The sequence below is a fragment of the Pseudomonas sp. LPH60 genome (assembly GCF_030718165.1).
In the GTDB taxonomy this organism is placed as follows: Bacteria; Pseudomonadota; Gammaproteobacteria; order Pseudomonadales; family Pseudomonadaceae; genus Aquipseudomonas; species Aquipseudomonas danubii.
Map to the genome: position 1 here is coordinate 777,111 of NZ_JAVAJH010000001.1, position 16,683 is coordinate 793,793.

15 protein-coding genes are annotated in these 16,683 nt (G+C 63.8%); 7 read left to right on the forward strand and 8 right to left on the reverse strand.

Annotated features, from left to right (window positions below; all coding sequences use genetic code 11):
• Positions 1–105: 105 nt before the first annotated feature.
• Both Q8O96_RS03510 and Q8O96_RS03515 read left to right on the forward strand, forming a co-directional pair.
• A complete protein-coding gene (locus tag Q8O96_RS03510; RefSeq protein ID WP_102864194.1) occupies positions 106–765 on the forward strand; it encodes a response regulator transcription factor in 660 nt (219 codons plus the stop codon).
• Positions 762–2,105, forward strand: a complete 1,344-nt coding sequence (locus Q8O96_RS03515; RefSeq protein ID WP_305948364.1) for an ATP-binding protein — start codon at positions 762–764, stop codon at positions 2,103–2,105. The genes Q8O96_RS03510 and Q8O96_RS03515 overlap by 4 nt, the downstream gene beginning before the upstream one ends.
• Before the next feature lie 162 nt (positions 2,106–2,267).
• Here the strand turns inward: Q8O96_RS03515 and Q8O96_RS03520 are convergent, their stop codons facing one another.
• The 8 genes from Q8O96_RS03520 to Q8O96_RS03555 all read right to left on the reverse strand — a co-directional run bounded on the left by Q8O96_RS03520 (position 2,268) and on the right by Q8O96_RS03555 (position 10,237).
• On the reverse strand, positions 2,268–2,708 hold the full coding sequence (locus Q8O96_RS03520) for a CBS domain-containing protein (RefSeq protein WP_102864196.1): 441 nt from the start codon (positions 2,706–2,708) through the stop codon (positions 2,268–2,270).
• 169 nt (positions 2,709–2,877) lie between these two features.
• Positions 2,878–4,047 (reverse strand): N-methyl-L-tryptophan oxidase, encoded by a 1,170-nt coding sequence (gene solA, locus Q8O96_RS03525; RefSeq protein ID WP_305948365.1) that lies wholly within the window; start codon positions 4,045–4,047, stop codon positions 2,878–2,880.
• A 24-nt stretch (positions 4,048–4,071) separates the two neighbouring features.
• On the reverse strand, positions 4,072–4,596 hold the full coding sequence (locus Q8O96_RS03530) for a DUF2867 domain-containing protein (RefSeq protein ID WP_305948366.1): 525 nt from the start codon (positions 4,594–4,596) through the stop codon (positions 4,072–4,074).
• Positions 4,597–5,012: 416 nt separating this feature from the next.
• Complete coding sequence (locus tag Q8O96_RS03535; protein WP_240322082.1) at positions 5,013–6,119, reverse strand: polyamine ABC transporter substrate-binding protein; 1,107 nt, start codon at positions 6,117–6,119, stop codon at positions 5,013–5,015.
• A gap of 150 nt (positions 6,120–6,269) precedes the next feature.
• Entirely contained in the window at positions 6,270–7,166 is an 897-nt protein-coding gene (locus Q8O96_RS03540; RefSeq protein ID WP_305948367.1) for an ABC transporter permease subunit, read from the reverse strand.
• Positions 7,163–8,044 (reverse strand): ABC transporter permease subunit, encoded by an 882-nt coding sequence (locus Q8O96_RS03545; RefSeq protein ID WP_180988607.1) that lies wholly within the window; start codon positions 8,042–8,044, stop codon positions 7,163–7,165. Before Q8O96_RS03545 ends, Q8O96_RS03540 begins: the two co-directional genes overlap by 4 nt.
• A 44-nt stretch (positions 8,045–8,088) precedes the next feature.
• Positions 8,089–9,231 (reverse strand): ABC transporter ATP-binding protein, encoded by a 1,143-nt coding sequence (locus Q8O96_RS03550; RefSeq protein WP_305948368.1) that lies wholly within the window; start codon positions 9,229–9,231, stop codon positions 8,089–8,091.
• A 250-nt stretch (positions 9,232–9,481) separates the two neighbouring features.
• Positions 9,482–10,237, reverse strand: a complete 756-nt coding sequence (locus Q8O96_RS03555; protein ID WP_102864202.1) for a gamma-glutamyl-gamma-aminobutyrate hydrolase family protein — start codon at positions 10,235–10,237, stop codon at positions 9,482–9,484.
• Between the two features lie 266 nt (positions 10,238–10,503).
• Between Q8O96_RS03555 and Q8O96_RS03560 the strand changes: the two genes are divergently transcribed.
• The 5 genes from Q8O96_RS03560 to Q8O96_RS03580 all read left to right on the forward strand — a co-directional run bounded on the left by Q8O96_RS03560 (position 10,504) and on the right by Q8O96_RS03580 (position 16,617).
• Positions 10,504–11,880 (forward strand): glutamine synthetase family protein, encoded by a 1,377-nt coding sequence (locus Q8O96_RS03560; protein ID WP_102864203.1) that lies wholly within the window; start codon positions 10,504–10,506, stop codon positions 11,878–11,880.
• A 33-nt stretch (positions 11,881–11,913) separates the two neighbouring features.
• The gene (locus tag Q8O96_RS03565) at positions 11,914–13,404 is read left to right on the forward strand and encodes an aldehyde dehydrogenase (protein ID WP_305948369.1); all 1,491 of its coding nucleotides are present in this window, start codon (positions 11,914–11,916) and stop codon (positions 13,402–13,404) included.
• 55 nt (positions 13,405–13,459) lie between these two features.
• Complete coding sequence (locus Q8O96_RS03570) at positions 13,460–14,740, forward strand: FAD-binding oxidoreductase (RefSeq protein WP_305948370.1); 1,281 nt, start codon at positions 13,460–13,462, stop codon at positions 14,738–14,740.
• A gap of 250 nt (positions 14,741–14,990) precedes the next feature.
• Complete coding sequence (locus Q8O96_RS03575; protein ID WP_015635120.1) at positions 14,991–15,539, forward strand: cupin domain-containing protein; 549 nt, start codon at positions 14,991–14,993, stop codon at positions 15,537–15,539.
• A gap of 148 nt (positions 15,540–15,687) precedes the next feature.
• Positions 15,688–16,617 carry a PoNe immunity protein domain-containing protein gene (locus tag Q8O96_RS03580; RefSeq protein ID WP_305948371.1) on the forward strand — a complete coding sequence of 310 codons (930 nt, stop codon included), beginning with the start codon at positions 15,688–15,690 and terminating at the stop codon, positions 16,615–16,617.
• Positions 16,618–16,683: the final 66 nt, after the last annotated feature.

The window sequence follows — 16,683 nt, forward strand, 5'->3', positions numbered from 1 at the left end:
CCGCGGGCGCGACACTGGCTACCCTGATCAGGCCGGCGGCGTCTTCAGATTCGCGTCAGGTTCAGCGGTTAAGGTGCAGCACCACACAGGTACAGGAGAACGTCGATGCGGGTGTTATTGGTCGAGGATGCGACAGGGCTGGGGGACGCGGTGCGCGAGCAGATTGCCGACGATGGCCACGCCGTGGACTGGGTGCAGCGCCTGGAGCAGGCCCGGGCCAGCGTCGCCAGCACGCCCTATGACCTGATCCTGCTGGACCTGATGCTGCCTGACGGGCGCGGCCTGGAGTTTCTGCGTCAGCGCCGCAGCGCCGGGGATGTGACCCCGGTGATCATCCTCACCGCCCAGGACCAGATTTCCGAGCGCATCGCCGGGCTCAACGCCGGCGCCGACGACTACCTGGTCAAGCCCTTCGACCTGTTCGAACTGTCGGCGCGGGTCGCCGCGGTGGCCCGGCGCTACAGCGGCAACCCCAACCCGCAGATCCGCCTCGGTGAGCTGCAGGTGGACCTGAGTGCCCGCACCGTGCAGCGCGGCGGCAGCATCATCGACCTCACTGCCCGCGAATGGGCGGTGTTCGAGGCCTTTGTCCAGCGTCCCAGCGCCTTGCTCTCCAAGTCCCAGCTGGAGGAGCGGCTGTATGCCTTCGGCGCGGAAATCGAAAGCAACACCATCGAGGTCTACGTCAGCCGCCTGCGCAAGAAGCTCGGCCGCGAACTGATTGAAACCGTGCGCGGCATGGGCTACCGGCTGATGCCCGCATGAAGCGTCCCATCAGCCTGCAAAAACGCTTGAGCCTGGGCCTGACCCTGGGCATGACCCTGCTCTGGCTGGGGGCTACCGCCGGCACCTGGCTGGTGGTCCAGCACGAGCTGGATGAAACCTTCGACAGCGCCCTGGAAGCCACTGCCCAGCGCATCCTGCCCTTGGCGGCGTTGGAAATCGGCAACCGTCGCGGGCCGCGTCGGGCGCGGCACGTGGCGACCCTGAAGATGGACAGCGAGTACCTGACCTACCTGGTGCGCGACGCCGACGGGCGAATCCTCATGCGCTCCCACGATGCCAAGCTGAAAATCTTCAGCCACCGCCCAAGCCCCGGCTTCAGCACCACGGACAAATACCGCCTGTACAGCGCCAGCATCGAGAACGACTCGATCGTCATCGAAATCGCCGAGCCCTTGGCCCACCGCCGCGAAGCCTCGCGGGAGGCGTTGCTGGCGTTGTTGCTGCCTTTGCTCGGGCTGATTCCCATCAGCCTGCTGGGCACCTGGGTGTTCGTGCGCATCAGCTTGCGCAGCGTGCTGGCATACCGGCGGGCGGTGGAGTCCCGGGGTGTGGGCGACTTGTCACCGATCAAGGTGGCGCGCCTGCCGGCGGAAATCGATCCCCTGGCCGAGGCGGTCAATCATCTGCTGGAGCGCCTGCGCAAAGCCCTGGAAGCGGAACGCAGCTTCACCGCCAACAGCGCCCATGAACTGCGCACGCCCCTGGCGGCGACCCTGGCGCAGATCCAGCGCCTGCGCCAGGAAGCCCCAGAGGGCCCCTTGCAGGTGCGGGCGGCGAAGATCGAGAACGCCCTGCGGGAACTGGCCAGGCTCTCGGAAAAGCTCATGCAACTGGCCAAGGCAGAGGGCGGCGGGCTGCTCTCGCAAACCCCCGAGGACCTGATTCCGTTGCTGGCCCATGGCGTGGAGGAGTGGAATCGCGGCGCGGCGGAGCGTATCCGCCTGCAGTTGCCGGAGGCGGCCCGGGTGTGCACGGCCATCGATCCGGACGCCTTTGGCATCCTGCTGCGCAACCTGATCGAGAACGCCCTGAAATATGGCGATCCGGCGCAGCCGGTAGAGATCAGCCTCGGCGCCGACGGTTGCTTGCGGGTGATCAATGGCGGGCCGCGGGTGCCAGCGGAGGTACTGCAACGCCTGACCGAACGTTTTGTGCGTGGCAACAGCGAAACCAGCGGTTCGGGCCTGGGCCTGGCGATTGCCCAGAGTATCGTCCACGGCGTCGGCGGCCAGTTGCACCTGGCCTCACCGGCCAGTGGCCGCGACGACGGCTTCGAAGTTCGCGTGCACTTTCCCCTGGAGAGGCCGAGCCAATCGTAGGCGCTGGCTTGCCAACGAAGGCGCCGGTTGGATCGGTGCAAGGCTTGCGGGCCTGTTCGCCGGCAAGCCGGCTCCTACGCAATGGGCTGCCGCTGAGCGAGCGTCTGTAGGAGCTGGCGGGCCAGCGAAGGCGCCGTTTGGGGCGGTGCAAGGTTTGCGGGCTTACTCGCCGCGAATGTATTGCTCCAGCTGGCGGATCAGGTCGGCCTGTTCGGCAATCGCTTCCTTGACCAGGTCGCCAATGGACAGCAGGCCCAGGAGTTGGCCGTTCTCCACCACCGGCAGGTGGCGCAGGTGGCTGTCGGTCATGATGCTCATGCAGGTTTCCACGCTCTGGTGGGAGTCCACGGTGATCACCGGCGAGCTCATGATGGCGCTGACCGGGGTGCCCACCGAAGAGCGCCCGTGGAGCACCAGTTTGCGCGCATAGTCGCGCTCGCTGATGACCCCGACCACTTGACCGTTCTCCATCACCGGCAAGGCGCCGACGTTTTTTTCGGCCATCAGCATCAGCGCTTCCAGGACCATCTGGTGCGGGGCGATGGTGTGCACTTGCTGGTTGTGCTTGGCCTTGAGTTTCAGCAGTTCTGCGACGCTCTTCATGGGGCGCTCCGAGGGTTCTACGTGGGGCGGCGATGTGCCGCCCTGAGGGGTTTCTAAAGAATCGTAGAGACTCGACCAACCGGCAAGGCTGAAAACGGCAGATAAACGGCGAAAAACGTCAGCCCGGGGATTTTTTTTCATCGCGGCCCCGATAACGGGGCCGTGGCCGTCAGTGGAAGCGTTGCAGGGAGAAACTCTGCAGGTCGATTTCGCTGCGGCCGTCCACCTGCAACTGGGCCAAGGCTTCGCCAATCGCCGCCGAGTGCTTGAAGCCATGGCCGGAGCAGGCGCTGACCACGGTGACGTTGTCCAGGCGCGGGTGACGGTCGATGATGAAGCCCGAATCCGGAGTCACGGTGTAGGCGCAGACGCTGGCCTTCACCAGCTCCGGGGCGAGCCCGGCGATATGCGGGGCCACCAGCTCGCGGAACAGGCGCTGGGCATCGGCGAGGCTGGGCTGGCGGTCGAGGCTGTCCGGCTGGCTGCTGACGCTGTATTGCTCGGTGGCGATTTTCACGCTGCCTTCGCCGGGAATCGGCGGGAAACCGTAGCAGGCGTCGACATCGCCGGCGCTGTGGAGGATGAAGCTCGGCGAGCGGGCCGGGTAGTGTCGGGGCTCATCGAGGCGGAACCAGTACAGCTGCTGGCGGCAGACCTGCAGCAGGGCGTCGAAGGGCGCGCCGAGCAGCTGCGCCGACCACATGCCGGCGCTGACGATGACCTGCCGGGCAAACAGTCGCGAGCCGTCGCTGATGATGTGCACCCCGTCATCCTGGGCGTCCAGCTCCAGCACCGTCTGGCCGGTGATCAAGGTCGCCCCCAGTTGCCGGGCCCGGGTCAGTTGCGCGTCGATGCAGCGTTCCGGGCGGACAAAACCGCCGCCGGGTTCGAAGTAGCCCCGGGCGCTGTCGGCCAACGGGGCGAACTGCGGAAAGCGCCGGCGGATCTCGGCGGCATCGAGTACCTGGTGCTCGATGCCGTAGTGCCGGGCCAGCGCGATGCTGTTGTCGGTGAAGTCCCGGTCCTGCGCCGGGCGCTGCGGATCGGTGCTGGCGGTCATCACCAGCACCCCGCACTGCTCGAACAGCGCCACGTCCAGTTCGGCTTCCAGCTCGCGCCAGATCTCTTGCGAACGGATCGCCAGGGGCACGTAGGCCGCGCCTTCGCCCACCGCCTGGCGGGTGATGCGCGTGTCGCCGTGGCTGGAGCCCTGGTCATGGGGCGGGGCGAAGCGGTCGATGCCCGCCACCTTGACCCCGCGCTTGGCCAGTTGATAGAGGGTGGCGGCGCCCATGGCGCCCAGGCCTACGACGACAACATCGAATTCGGGTGTCTGCACGGCAAGATCCTTGGGGGTGAAGGCTCAGCGGTTATTGATGGTGGCCAGGGTCATGGGCGCGATGATCCGGTGGAACGGCGCCACCGGCAGCATGTACAGGCGTCCCAGGCGGTTGTGCGGATGCACCACGGTGCTCAGCACCACCGGGCGTAGGCCCTCGGCGTTCAGGGGCTGGAGGTTGAGGGACAGGTGCACGTCCAGGTGCTTGTCGCGGTCCACCACCAGCACCTCATTGGGGCTCTGGGAGATCAGGGTAAAGATGCCGACCCGGTCGCCGGGCTGGTAATCCTCGTCGGGGCGCGCCAGGTCGATGCGGGTCAGGCGTCCCAGGTCCTTGAGGCCGAACAGCTGCACCACGCGATTGCGCAGGCCCATCATGCGGTTGATCCAGGCCGGGGTCTGGCTCATCAGGCACAGCAGGTGGCGCATGGCGCTGCGCTCGGGGTCTTCGGCCAGGGTGCGGCGACAGTCGATGAAGCTCGCCCCCGGGGCCAGGGCAGCGATGCTGGAGTCATGGGGCAACGGGCAAGGGTGAACGGCGGATTTCATCGATACGGCTCCCTGTAGAACTGGCGGCTGGGGCTGCATGCCGATCAGCCACGCCAGAAGCGGCAAAAAATACCACTTCCAGGGGCGGGGAACAGCCAGCGACAGCGGCTACAAGGTGCACAAGAAGGTATCTGGAGTCTTTGTAGCCGCTGTCGAGCGTCAGCGAGGCTGCGACAGGGGCCGCAGGACCCTCTGCTGCCTTCAGGATCGCAGCGTTTGCTGCATCGGTCTGCCGCCCAAGCCTTTCGCAGCCTGCGGCAGCGGCTACAGGGTGCACAAAAAAGGCGCCCGAAGGCGCCAAGGATTCACCCCAACCGAGGGAGCCGGGTGAAGCCGTTCGCAGGAGTGTCGCGGTGGTAAGGCGCGACATGAACGGAAAAAGGGCAGCCGTGCCCGCCCGCGGCGGGCACCTTGGATCATTTACCCAGCTTGATCCTGGTCCAGCCGCGGTTCATCACGCGCTGGATGGCAATCGGCTGATCCGGCACCGCGTACAGGGTGGCCAGTACCTCTTGTGGCGGGTAGGACGCCGGGTCGTTGCGGATCGCTTCGTCCACCAGTGGCGTGGCCGCCGCGTTGGCGTTGCTGTAGCCGAGGCTGTTGGTGACCTCGGCGATGATGTCCGCACGCATCAGGAAGTTCATGAACAGGTAGGCGTTGTCGACGTTGGTGGCGTCCTTGGGGATGGCCATCATGTCGTAGAAGCTGCCGGCGCCTTCCTTGGGAATGCTGAAGGCGACCTTTTCCTTATTGCCGGCTTCTTCGGCGCGGGAACGGGCCTGCAGTACGTCGCCGGAGTAACCCACGGCCACGCAGATGTTGCCGTTGGCCAGGTCCGAGATGTACTTGGAGGAATGGAAGTAGGTCACCGAAGGCCGGATTTTCATGAACAGTTCCTGGGCTTCGAGGATCTGCGCCTTGTCCTTGCTGGTCACCGGGTAGCCCAGGTAGTGCAGGGCGGCGGGGAGCATTTCGGTGGGCGAGTCGAGGAAGCTGATGCCGCAGGCCTTGAGTTTCTCGGCGTTCTCCGGCTTGAACAGCAGGTCCCAGGAGTTGATCGGGGCATCAGTGCCCAGGGCCGCCTTGACCTTGTCCGGGTTGTAGCCGATGCCGATCGAGCCCCACATGTAGGGGAAGGCGTGGGCGTTGCCCGGGTCGCTGGCGGAGGCGTTTTTCAGCAGCACCGGGTTGAGGTTCTTCCAGTTGGACAGTTTGGACTTGTCCAGTTCCTGGTAGACCCCGGCCTTGATCTGCTTGGCCAGGAAGCTGTTGGACGGCACCACGATGTCGTAGCCGGACTTGCCGGTGAGCAGGCGCGCTTCCAGGGTTTCGTTGCTGTCGAAGACATCGTAGGTGACGTGGATACCGGTTTCGGCCTCGAACTTTTTCAGGGTGTCCGGGGCGATGTAGTCCGACCAGTTGTAAACGCGCAGCACCTTATCGTTGGCTTGAGCGCCGGTCACCATCGCGCCCATCAAGGACAGTGAGAGCAGGGTTTTGGCGAACAGTGTCCTGCCAAGCATTTTCATCACTACAACTCCATTTCTTATTGTGCAGATTGCTGCGTGTGCAAGGTGGATATTGGGGGAGCTTTTTACCCGCTTCACCAGCCAGCGGGCACCTACGGATAACATCAACCTGTAGGCGTCAGCGGGCTGGCGAAGCGGTCACGGTCAGGCCGTCGCCGGCGTTTGTACCGCAGGTTTTTTCGCCGCCGGTGGCTGCCAGGATTCGTTGGCGGTGAAGTCCATGGCTTCCTGGATCGCCCGCTTGCGGGCGGCTTCGGCACGACGGCCGAAGTACCAGACCAGGAAGGTCACCAGCGATACCGCCAGCAGGATCAGGCTGGCCACGGCGTTGATCTCGGGCTTGACCCCCAGGCGCACCGCCGAGAACACTTCCATCGGCAAGGTGGTGGAACCCGGGCCGGAGACGAAGCTGGCCAGCACCAGGTCATCCAGGGACAGGGCAAAGGACATCATGCCGCCGGCCGCCAGTGACGGCGCGATCATCGGAATGGTGATCAGGAAGAACACCTTGAACGGTCGCGCTCCCAGGTCCATGGCCGCTTCTTCGATGGACAGGTCCAGCTCCCGCAGGCGCGCGGAGACTACCACGGCCACGTAGGCGGCGCAGAATGTGGTGTGGGCGATCCAGATGGTGACGATGCCGCGTTCCATGGGCCAGCCGATCAATTGCGCCATGGCCACGAACAGCAGCAACAGCGACAGGCCGGTGATCACCTCGGGCATCACCAGCGGCGCGGTGACCAGGCCGCCAAACAGGGTACGGCCCTTGAAGCGCGTGACCCGGGTCAGCACGAAGGCCGCCAGGGTGCCCAGGGCCACCGCCGCCACGGCGGTGTACAGGGCGATTTCCAGGGAGCGCATCACCGAGCCCATCAGTTGCTGGTTGTCCAGCAGGCCGACGTACCACTTGATCGACCAGCCGCCCCACACCGTCACCAGCTTGGAGGCGTTGAACGAGTAGATCACCAGGATCAGCATCGGCAGGTAGATGAACAGCAGGCCCAGCACCAGCATCAGTTTGGAAAATTCGAAGCGTTTCATGCCCGTGCCTCCATCTCTTTGGCCTGGCTGCGGTTGAACAGCAGGATCGGAATAATCAGGATCGCCAGCATCACCACCGCCAGGGCGGAGGCCACCGGCCAGTCACGATTGTTGAAGAATTCCTGCCACAGCACGCGGCCGATCATCAGGGTTTCCGGGCCGCCCAGGAGTTCCGGAATCACGAACTCGCCGACCACCGGGATGAACACCAGCATGCAACCGGCAATGATGCCGTTCTTGGCCAGGGGCACGGTGATCTTCCAGAAGTTGTTGAAGTTGCTCGAACCCAGGTCGGATGCGGCTTCCAGCAGGCTCTGGTCATGCTTGACCAGGTTGGCGTACAGCGGCAGCACCATGAACGGCAGGTAGGCGTAGACCACGCCGATGTACACGGCGATGTTGGTGTTGAGGATTTCCAGCGGCTGGCTGATCAGCCCGGTCCACAGCAGGAAGCTGTTGAGCAGGCCGTTGTTGCTGAGGATGCCCATCCAGGCGTAGACGCGGATCAGGATCGCGGTCCAGGTCGGCATCATGATCAGCAGCAGCAAGACGTTCTGCGCTTCCTTGCTGGCCTTGGAGATGGCGTAGGCCATGGGAAAACCCACCACCAGGCACATCAGGGTGCTCAGCAGCGCCACCTTCAGCGAGCCCAGGTAGGCCGAGAGGTACAGCTCGTCGCCGGCCAGCATGGCGTAGTTGCCGAGGTTCAGCAGCAGCTGGAATTTCTGCTCGGCGTAACTGTAGATCTCCGAGTAGGGCGGGATCGCCAGGGCCGCTTCCGAGAAGCTGATCTTCATCACCAAAAAGAACGGCAGCATGAAGAACAGGAACAGCCAGAGAAAAGGAATGCCGATCACCAGCTTGCGCCCGCTGGGCAGCATACGGAACAACTTCTGATTGAACGTGCTCATGGTCGCAGTCCTCATGCTCGCAGCACCACGCCGCTGTCGTCTTCCCACCAGACGTAGACCTGGTCGTCCCAGGTCGGTCGCGCGCCACGGCGCTCGGCGTTGGCCATGAACGACTGGACGATCTTGCCGCCGGGCAGCTCGACGTAGAACACCGAGTGGCCGCCCAGGTAGGCGATGTCGTGCACCTTGCCTTTGGACCAGTTGTAGCGGGCGTCGGGCTTGAGGGTGGTGACCAGCATCTTTTCCGGGCGGATGGCGTAGGTCACCGACTTGTCCTGCACCGAGGTGCTGACCCCGTGGCCGACGTAGATCTGTTGCTCAAGGTCCGAGCAGTCGATGATGGCGTAGCCTTCCAGGTCTTCGGTGACGGTGCCGTCGAAGGCGTTGACGTTGCCGATGAATTCGCACACCAGACGGCTCACCGGCGCCTCGTAGATGTCCACCGGGCTGCCGGTCTGGGCGATCCAGCCCAGGTGCATGATGGCGATGCGCTGGGCCATGGTCATGGCCTCTTCCTGGTCGTGGGTCACCATCACGCAGGTCACGCCCACGCGTTCGATGATTTCCACCAGTTCCAACTGCATCTGCGAGCGCAGCTTCTTGTCCAGGGCGCCCATGGGTTCGTCCAGCAAGAGCAGCTTGGGGCGCTTGGCCAGGGAGCGGGCCAGGGCCACGCGCTGGCGCTGGCCACCGGACAACTGGTGCGGCTTGCGTCGGGCGTACTGGGTCATGTGCACCAGCTTGAGCATTTCCTCGACCCGGGCCTCGATCTCGGCGGGCGGCAGGCGGTCCTGCTTGAGGCCGAAGGCGATGTTCTGGGCCACGGTCATGTGCGGGAACAGGGCGTAGGACTGGAACATCATGTTGATCGGCCGCTCATAGGGCGGCATGTCGGTGATGTCCACGCCATCCAGCAGGATGCGGCCCTCGGTGGGGCGTTCGAAGCCGGCGAGCATGCGCAGCAGGGTGGATTTGCCGGAGCCGGAACCGCCCAGCAGGGCAAAGATCTCGCCCTGGTGGATCTCCAGGGACACATCGTCCACGGCCACGGTTTCATCGAACTTCTTGGTCACGCGGTCGATCTTGACCAGGACCTTCTGCGGGCTCGGGGTGCCTTCGAGGGCCTTGCGGTAAGTGCTGGAGGCGTTTGCCATGTGAAACTCCCAACAGGTGTCAGCAGCCTGGCCAATTCGGCCGGGCCTAAAGGTTGATTGCCAGCCCGCAGGGGGTGCGGGCTGATTCGGCGCTGCCTTCCTGGCGGCCTGACGCTATTTGTTGTTGTGGTCTTGCCGTTTGCTGCTCACGCCGGACGTCGGGCGCGCACAGGCGCGCTCGCCGCGGGGCAGGGCGTGGTGAATCTCGTTGAATGCCTGGAAGGCCGCCGCAGCGGCCGGGGTTTGCCGGTTAGCGGCGTTGCGCGGCTCGTTGCCGGCAGGCGTCGCCAAAGGCCTGGAAGATTCGCAGGTAGGCCGGGTTCGACAGCACCTGCCATTCCGGGTGCCACTGCACGCCGAAGGCAAAGGCTGTGCTGTGTTCCACCGACAGCGCCTCGATCAGGCCATCCGGTGCCACGGCCTCGACCCGCAGGCCGGGGGCCAGGCGGTCGACGCCCTGGCTGTGGATCGAGTTGACCTGGATCTCGCCGGCCAGGCCCATGGCCTCGAACACGCCGCCGGGCTGGATCGCCACCGGGTGCGCCGGGGCGTACTGCACTTCGATGCGCGGGTCGTCGGCTTCGCGGTGGTCCATGTAGCCCGGCAGTTCATGCACCTTCTGGTGCAGGCTGCCGCCGAAGGCCACGTTCATTTCCTGGAAGCCGCGGCAGATGCCGAGCACTGGCACGCCAGCGGCAATCGCCGCGCGCAGCAGGGGCAGGGTGGTGGCATCGCGTTGCGGGTCGTGGGCGGTGCCCGGTTCGCTGGGCGTGCCCTGGTAATGGAAGGGTTCGACATTGGATGGCGAGCCGGTAAACAGCAGCCCGTCCATGTTGTGCAGCAGATCGTCGATATCGATCAGATCCGCCAGGGAAGGAATGATCAGGGGCAGGCCCTCGGCCGCGACGCTGACAGCACGCAAGTACTTGTCGCCGCTGACGTGGTAGGGGTGCAGGCCGATCTCTTTGACGCACGCAGTAACGCCGATCAATGGCTTGAATGCCATTTTTATCACCTCGAAATTCACGCTGGAACGAGTTTTTCCAGAGCTTATCCTCGTTGATTTTAATTAACAACTTCCATGTAAAAAATTCTAAACGTTAATCGTCCGAAACCCGCAGCTGGCGCGGATTGCGCCGGTTATTTGTCTCTGGTGGAGCAAAATAATTGACGAAAAGCCGCTGTTGCTGGCTATTGACTCCGGTTTTTCTTTCGGGTTGACTGCTGGCGTGTCACAGCAGTGAACATAATAATTAACACAATAGGTGCATCATGTCGGTCCCCCCGCGTGCCATTCAACTCAATGAAGCCAATGCCTTCCTGAAAAAACACCCCGAGGTTCTCTACGTCGATCTGCTGATTGCAGACATGAACGGTGTGGTGCGCGGCAAGCGCATCGAGCGCACCGCGCTGCACAAGGTCTACGAGAAGGGCATCAACCTGCCAGCCTCGCTGTTTGCCCTGGATATCAACGGCTCCACGGTGGAAAGCACCGGCCTGGGCCTGGACATCGGCGACGCCGACCGCATCTGCTATCCGATCCCCGGCACCCTGAGCGTCGAGCCCTGGCAGAAGCGCCCCACCGCGCAACTGCTGATGACCATGCACGAGATTGAAGGCCAGCCATTCTTCGCCGACCCCCGCGAAGTGCTGCGCCAAGTCGTCACCAAGTTCGACGAGCTGGGCCTGACCATCTGTGCCGCCTTCGAGCTGGAGTTCTACCTGATCGACCAGGACAACGTGAACGGCCGTCCACAGTCGCCCCGCTCGCCGATTTCCGGCAAGCGTCCGCAGTCGACCCAGGTCTACCTGATCGACGATCTGGACGAATACGTCGACTGCCTGCAAGACATTCTCGAAGGCGCGAAAGAGCAGGGCATTCCGGCCGACGCCATCGTCAAGGAAAGCGCCCCGGCGCAGTTCGAAGTCAACCTGCACCACGTCAGCGACCCGATCAAAGCCTGCGACTACGCGGTGCTGCTCAAGCGCCTGGTGAAGAACATCGCCTACGACCATGAAATGGACACCACCTTCATGGCCAAGCCTTACCCGGGCCAGGCGGGCAACGGCCTGCACGTGCACATCTCGATCCTCGACAAGCAGGGCAACAACATCTTCGCCAGCGAAGACCCGGAAACCAACGAAGCCCTGCGTCACGCCATCGGCGGCGTGCTCGACACCCTGCCCGAGCAGATGGCCTTCCTGTGCCCCAACGTCAACTCCTACCGCCGCTTCGGCGCGCAGTTCTACGTGCCGAATTCGCCGACCTGGGGCATCGACAACCGCACCGTGGCCGTACGCGTACCCACCGGTTCTGCCGATGCGGTGCGCATCGAGCACCGGGTGGCCGGTGCCGACGCCAACCCTTACCTGCTGATGGCTTCGGTACTGGCGGGCATTCACCATGGCCTGACCAACAAGATCGACCCGGGCGCGCCGGTTGAAGGCAACTCCTACGAGCAGAACGAACAAAGCCTGCCCACCAACCTGCGGGACGCCCTGCGCGTACTGGACGACAGTGAAGTGATGGCCAAGTACATCGACCCGATGTACATCGACGTGTTCGTGGCCTGTAAGGAAAGCGAGTTGGCGGAGTTCGAAAACTCCATCTCCGACCTGGAATACAACTGGTACCTGCACACGGTCTGATGACCGTGTCACTTCCTGTCTTGAGTATTTGCCATGACTAAATCCCGCAGCGACTGGGAGCAGTACTTCCAGTCCCTCAGCCTCGAAGGCCGTGCCTTTATCGACGGCCAGTACTGCGCCGCCGCCAGCGGCGCCACCTTCGAATGCCTGAGCCCGGTGGACGGGCGCTTCCTGGCCAACGTTGCCAGCACCGATCAGGCCGATGCCGATCGTGCGGTGGCGGTGGCGCGCCAGGCGTTCAACAGTGGCGTCTGGTCGAGCAAGGCCCCGGCCGAGCGCAAGCGCATCCTGCTGCGCTTCGCCGACCTGATCCTTGCGCACCAGGAAGAACTGGCGCTCCTGGAAACCCTGGACATGGGCAAGCCGATTGGCGACTCCATGAGCATCGACATTCCAGCCACGGCCAACGCCATCCGCTGGAACGCCGAAGCCATCGACAAGCTCTACGACGAAGTGGCGGCCACGCCCCACGACCAGCTGGGCCTGGTGACCCGGGAGCCGGCAGGCGTGGTGGCGGCCATCGTGCCGTGGAACTTCCCGCTGATCATGGCCAGCTGGAAGTTCGCCCCGGCCCTGGCGGTGGGCAACTCGTTCATCCTCAAACCATCGGAAAAGTCGCCGCTGACCGCGATCCGCATCGCCCAGTTGGCCCTGGACGCCGGCATCCCCAAGGGCGTGTTCAACGTCCTGCCGGGCTACGGCCACACCGTCGGCAAGGCCCTGGCCCTGCACATGGACGTGGACGTGCTGGCCTTCACCGGCTCCACCGCCGTGGGCAAGCAACTGCTGGTGTATTCCGGCGAAAGCAACATGAAGCGGGTGTGGCTGGAGGCCGGCGGCAAGAGCCCCAACGTGGTGTTTGCCGACGCCCCGGACTTGCGCGCCGCGGCTGAAGCGGCGGCCGCGGCCATTGCCTTCAACCAGGGCGAAGTCTGCACCGCCGGCTCGCGCCTGCTGGTGCAGCGCTCGATTCGCGAGCAGTTCATCCCGCTGCTGGTGGAGGCCCTCAAGGGCTGGAAGCCGGGCCATGCCCTCGACCCGCAAACCCGGGTCGGCGCGGTGGTGGACCAGCGCCAGCTGGACAACGTGCTGCGCTATATCGACATCGGCAAGCAGCAGGGCGGGCAACTGCTGGCCGGTGGCGTCCGTACCCTGGAAAACACTGGCGGCCTGTATGTCGAGCCGACGATCTTCGACGGCGTGACCAACGCCATGACCATCGCCCGGGAAGAGATCTTCGGCCCGGTGTTGTCGGTCATCAGCTTCGATACCGAAGAAGAAGCGCTGCAGATCGCCAACGACAGCATCTTCGGCCTGGCGGCCGGGGTCTGGACCGCCGACCTCAGCCGCGCCCACCGCTTTGCCCGTGGCCTGCGGGCCGGCAGCGTGTGGGTCAACCAGTACGACGGCGGCGACATGACCGCGCCGTTCGGCGGCTTCAAGCAGTCCGGCAACGGCCGCGACAAGTCGTTGCACGCCTTCGACAAATACACCGAGCTCAAAGCGACCTGGATCAAGCTCTAACTCTTATAACAACAGCGGCGGCGGGCCTGGGCCCGTACCCGCTGGGGAATTTCTCATGCAAACCTACGTGAACAGCTACTACGCCGCGACCCGCAACCAGACCACCGACTACCCGCAACTCGAAGAGAGTGTGGAGTGCGACGTCTGCGTGATCGGCGCCGGTTATACCGGTCTGTCCTCGGCCTTGTTCCTGGCGGAAGCGGGCTACAGCGTCACCGTGCTCGAAGCGGCCAAGGTCGGCTTCGGCGCCAGCGGGCGCAACGGCGGGCAACTGGTCAACTCCTACAGCCGCGACGTGGACGTGATCGAAGAACGCTACGGCGAAAAAAGCGCCGAAGTGCTCGGCAGCATGATCTTCGAAGGCGCCGACATCATCCGCCAGCGCATCCAGCACTACGACATCCAGTGCGACTACCGCCCCGGTGGCATCTTCGCCGCCCTGAACAACAAGCAGCTCAAGGGCCTGGCGGAACAGAAACGCAACTGGGAACGCCTGGGCAATCACAACCTGAAGATGCTCGACAAGGCGCAGATCGACCGCGAAGTCGGCACCAGGAACTACATCGGCGGCCTGCTGGACATGCAGGGCGGCCACATCCATCCGCTGAACCTGGCCCTGGGCGAGGCCAGCGCCATCATCGGCCTGGGCGGCAAGATCTTCGAACAATCGGCCGCGGTGGAAATCACCTACGGCGAACCCAACGTGGTGCGTACCGCCAAGGGCCTGGTGCGCGCCAAATACCTGCTGATCGCCGGCAACGCCTACCTGCAGCAAGACCTCGATCCACGAGTGACCCGCAAGAGCATGCCCTGCGGCTCGCAGATCGTGGTTACCGAGCAACTGCCCGAACAACTGGCCCGCAGCCTGATCGCCAACAACTACTGCGTGGAAGACTGCAACTACCTCCTGGACTACTTCCGCCTCACCGGCGACAACCGCCTGCTGTACGGCGGTGGCGTGGTCTACGGCGCCCGGGAACCGGACGACATCGACCAGTTGATCCGGCCGAAGATCCTCAAGACCTTCCCCCAGCTCAAGGATGTGAAGATCGACTACCGCTGGACCGGCAACTTCCTGCTGACCATGTCGCGCATGCCGCAATTTGGCCGGATCGAAAAGAACGCCTACTACATGCAGGGCTACAGCGGCCACGGCGTCACCTGTTCGCACCTGGCGGGCAAGCTGATTGCTGAAATGATCCGCGGCGACGCCGAACGCTTCAACGCCTTCGCCTCCCTGCCGCACATGCCGATGATTGGCGGCCGCACCTTCCAGGCCCCACTGACCGCCATGGGCGCCGCGTACTACGCCCTGCGCGACCGCTTCGGCATCTAAATGCACGTCACGGCTACAGCCCCCACTCTGTAGCCGCTGCCGCAGGCTGCGACGAGGTCCGCAGGACCTCCCAACGCTCCCCGACAGCGCCCACATTTCCCCCGCGGCACCCCTCATCGCCAGCCTTTACAGCTTGCCTGTCAAACATGTTTAAATAGCCGCCTTTTCAGGCTCCAGGGCAGCCAAATCGCGATCCTCGCGACCCAACCGCCGCAAAAATACCCTTAAGTACTTCTCACATAAGGCTGTTATGGACACGGGCACCCGACTCAAACTCGTTCGCGAAAGCTACAAACTCTCCCAGCGCGAGCTGGCCCGTCGTAGCGGCGTCACCAATGCCACCATCTCCCTGATCGAACAGAACCGCGTCAGCCCCTCCGTCAGCTCCCTGAAAAAGCTGCTGGAAGGCATCCCCATGTCCCTGGCCGACTTCTTCACCTTCGACCAGCCACCCCGGGAACACCAATACGTGTTCCGCGCCAACGAACAGCCGGACCTGGGTCGCGACGGCCTGCGCCTGTTGATGATCGGCGCCCCGGTGGCCAACCGGCAGATGCGCTTTCTGCGCGAGCAGTACGCCCCCGGCGCCAGCTCCGGCGAAGAAGCCATCGTGCACAGCGAAGGCGAGGAGTGCGGCCTGGTGACTCGCGGTACCGTGGAGTTGACCGTGGACGGGCAAGTCAGCGTGCTCAACCCGGGGGATGGCTATTACTTCCCCACCACCTTGCCCCACAGCTTTCGCAACATTGGCCAGGATGAGGCGGAAATCATCAGCGCCAACACCCCGGCGAACTTCTAAGGGGCCGGGTAACTGATCCGGCTCGACCTGCTGCAACCCTATCCAGCCTGCGCCTTGTGTCGCAGGCTTTGTTTTTTAGGTCGGTGACTGCCGTTGCCGCGCTTGCGGTCAGGGCCTGGAGCGGGCGCCGTTCAGATAAGGAAGACCCATGATCAAGGACAGACGACAAGCATTCCTCAGCGCTGCGCGCCTGGAGAACTTCTTCAGCAATTACCAGCACAGCGTGCAGTTCTTTGCCGAAAACACCTTTGAGGCCGACTCCGAAGCCCAGGAAAAGTCCCTCAGGGCCCGGCATTTCCAGAAGTGGATCTTCAAGGAAATCCTCATCCGCTACACCGCCGGCCACAGCATCGACCTGCTGATTCCCTTGCTGGAAACCCTGGTGGACAGTTACGAACACCTGCAAAGACAACTGGCCGAGTACAACCAGATTCCGAACATCACCCCCTTGGCGATCGACGACTGGCTCGACCAGTACCAAGAGTGCGTCCAGGTGTTCAGCCTGTGCATCCTGCTGCACCGCACCGACCTGCTCCAACGCTTCGTGGCCCTGATCGACCCCGCGGGCTACGCCGGGGACGACACCCTCTACGAAGACCTGCTGTGCAAACTGCTGCCCGACCGATATGACGTCGATGACTGGTACCACGACGTCTACACACCGCTGATACAAGCCATCTACGCCGACGACCCGACCGAGGCCAGCGACCTTCTGCAGCAGTACTGTGACGACTGGTACCCCGCGTTCGAGCAAGCGCCCTGGCACGACAGCCACCTGCAAGGGGACGAGGGCAGCTATTGCGGGTATTGGACGTTCGAGGCGGCGGCCATTGCCTTCCTTTATGGCATCGATGACAGCGGGGTCGAGCACAGGGTCTATCCCAAGGATCTGGTGGCCTATGCGAGGAGTCTTCAGCCGAGCGATTCGAAGCATGTAGCGCCGGTGGTGGCGGGGCAGTCCTGCAGCAAGGCCGGTTATTGGTTTACCCCGGCGCAGCCGGAGTCGCGGCGCTGCTTTGCACAGGGGGAAGTGATGCCGGAGTTTGAGGGGGGAGCGGTTTGGTATTGGGTGGGGTAGGGGTGGGCTGCCATTCGTTGTAGCGTTTGCCAACCCTTGTTTCTGGTCGAATGCAGAAGGGGCTGC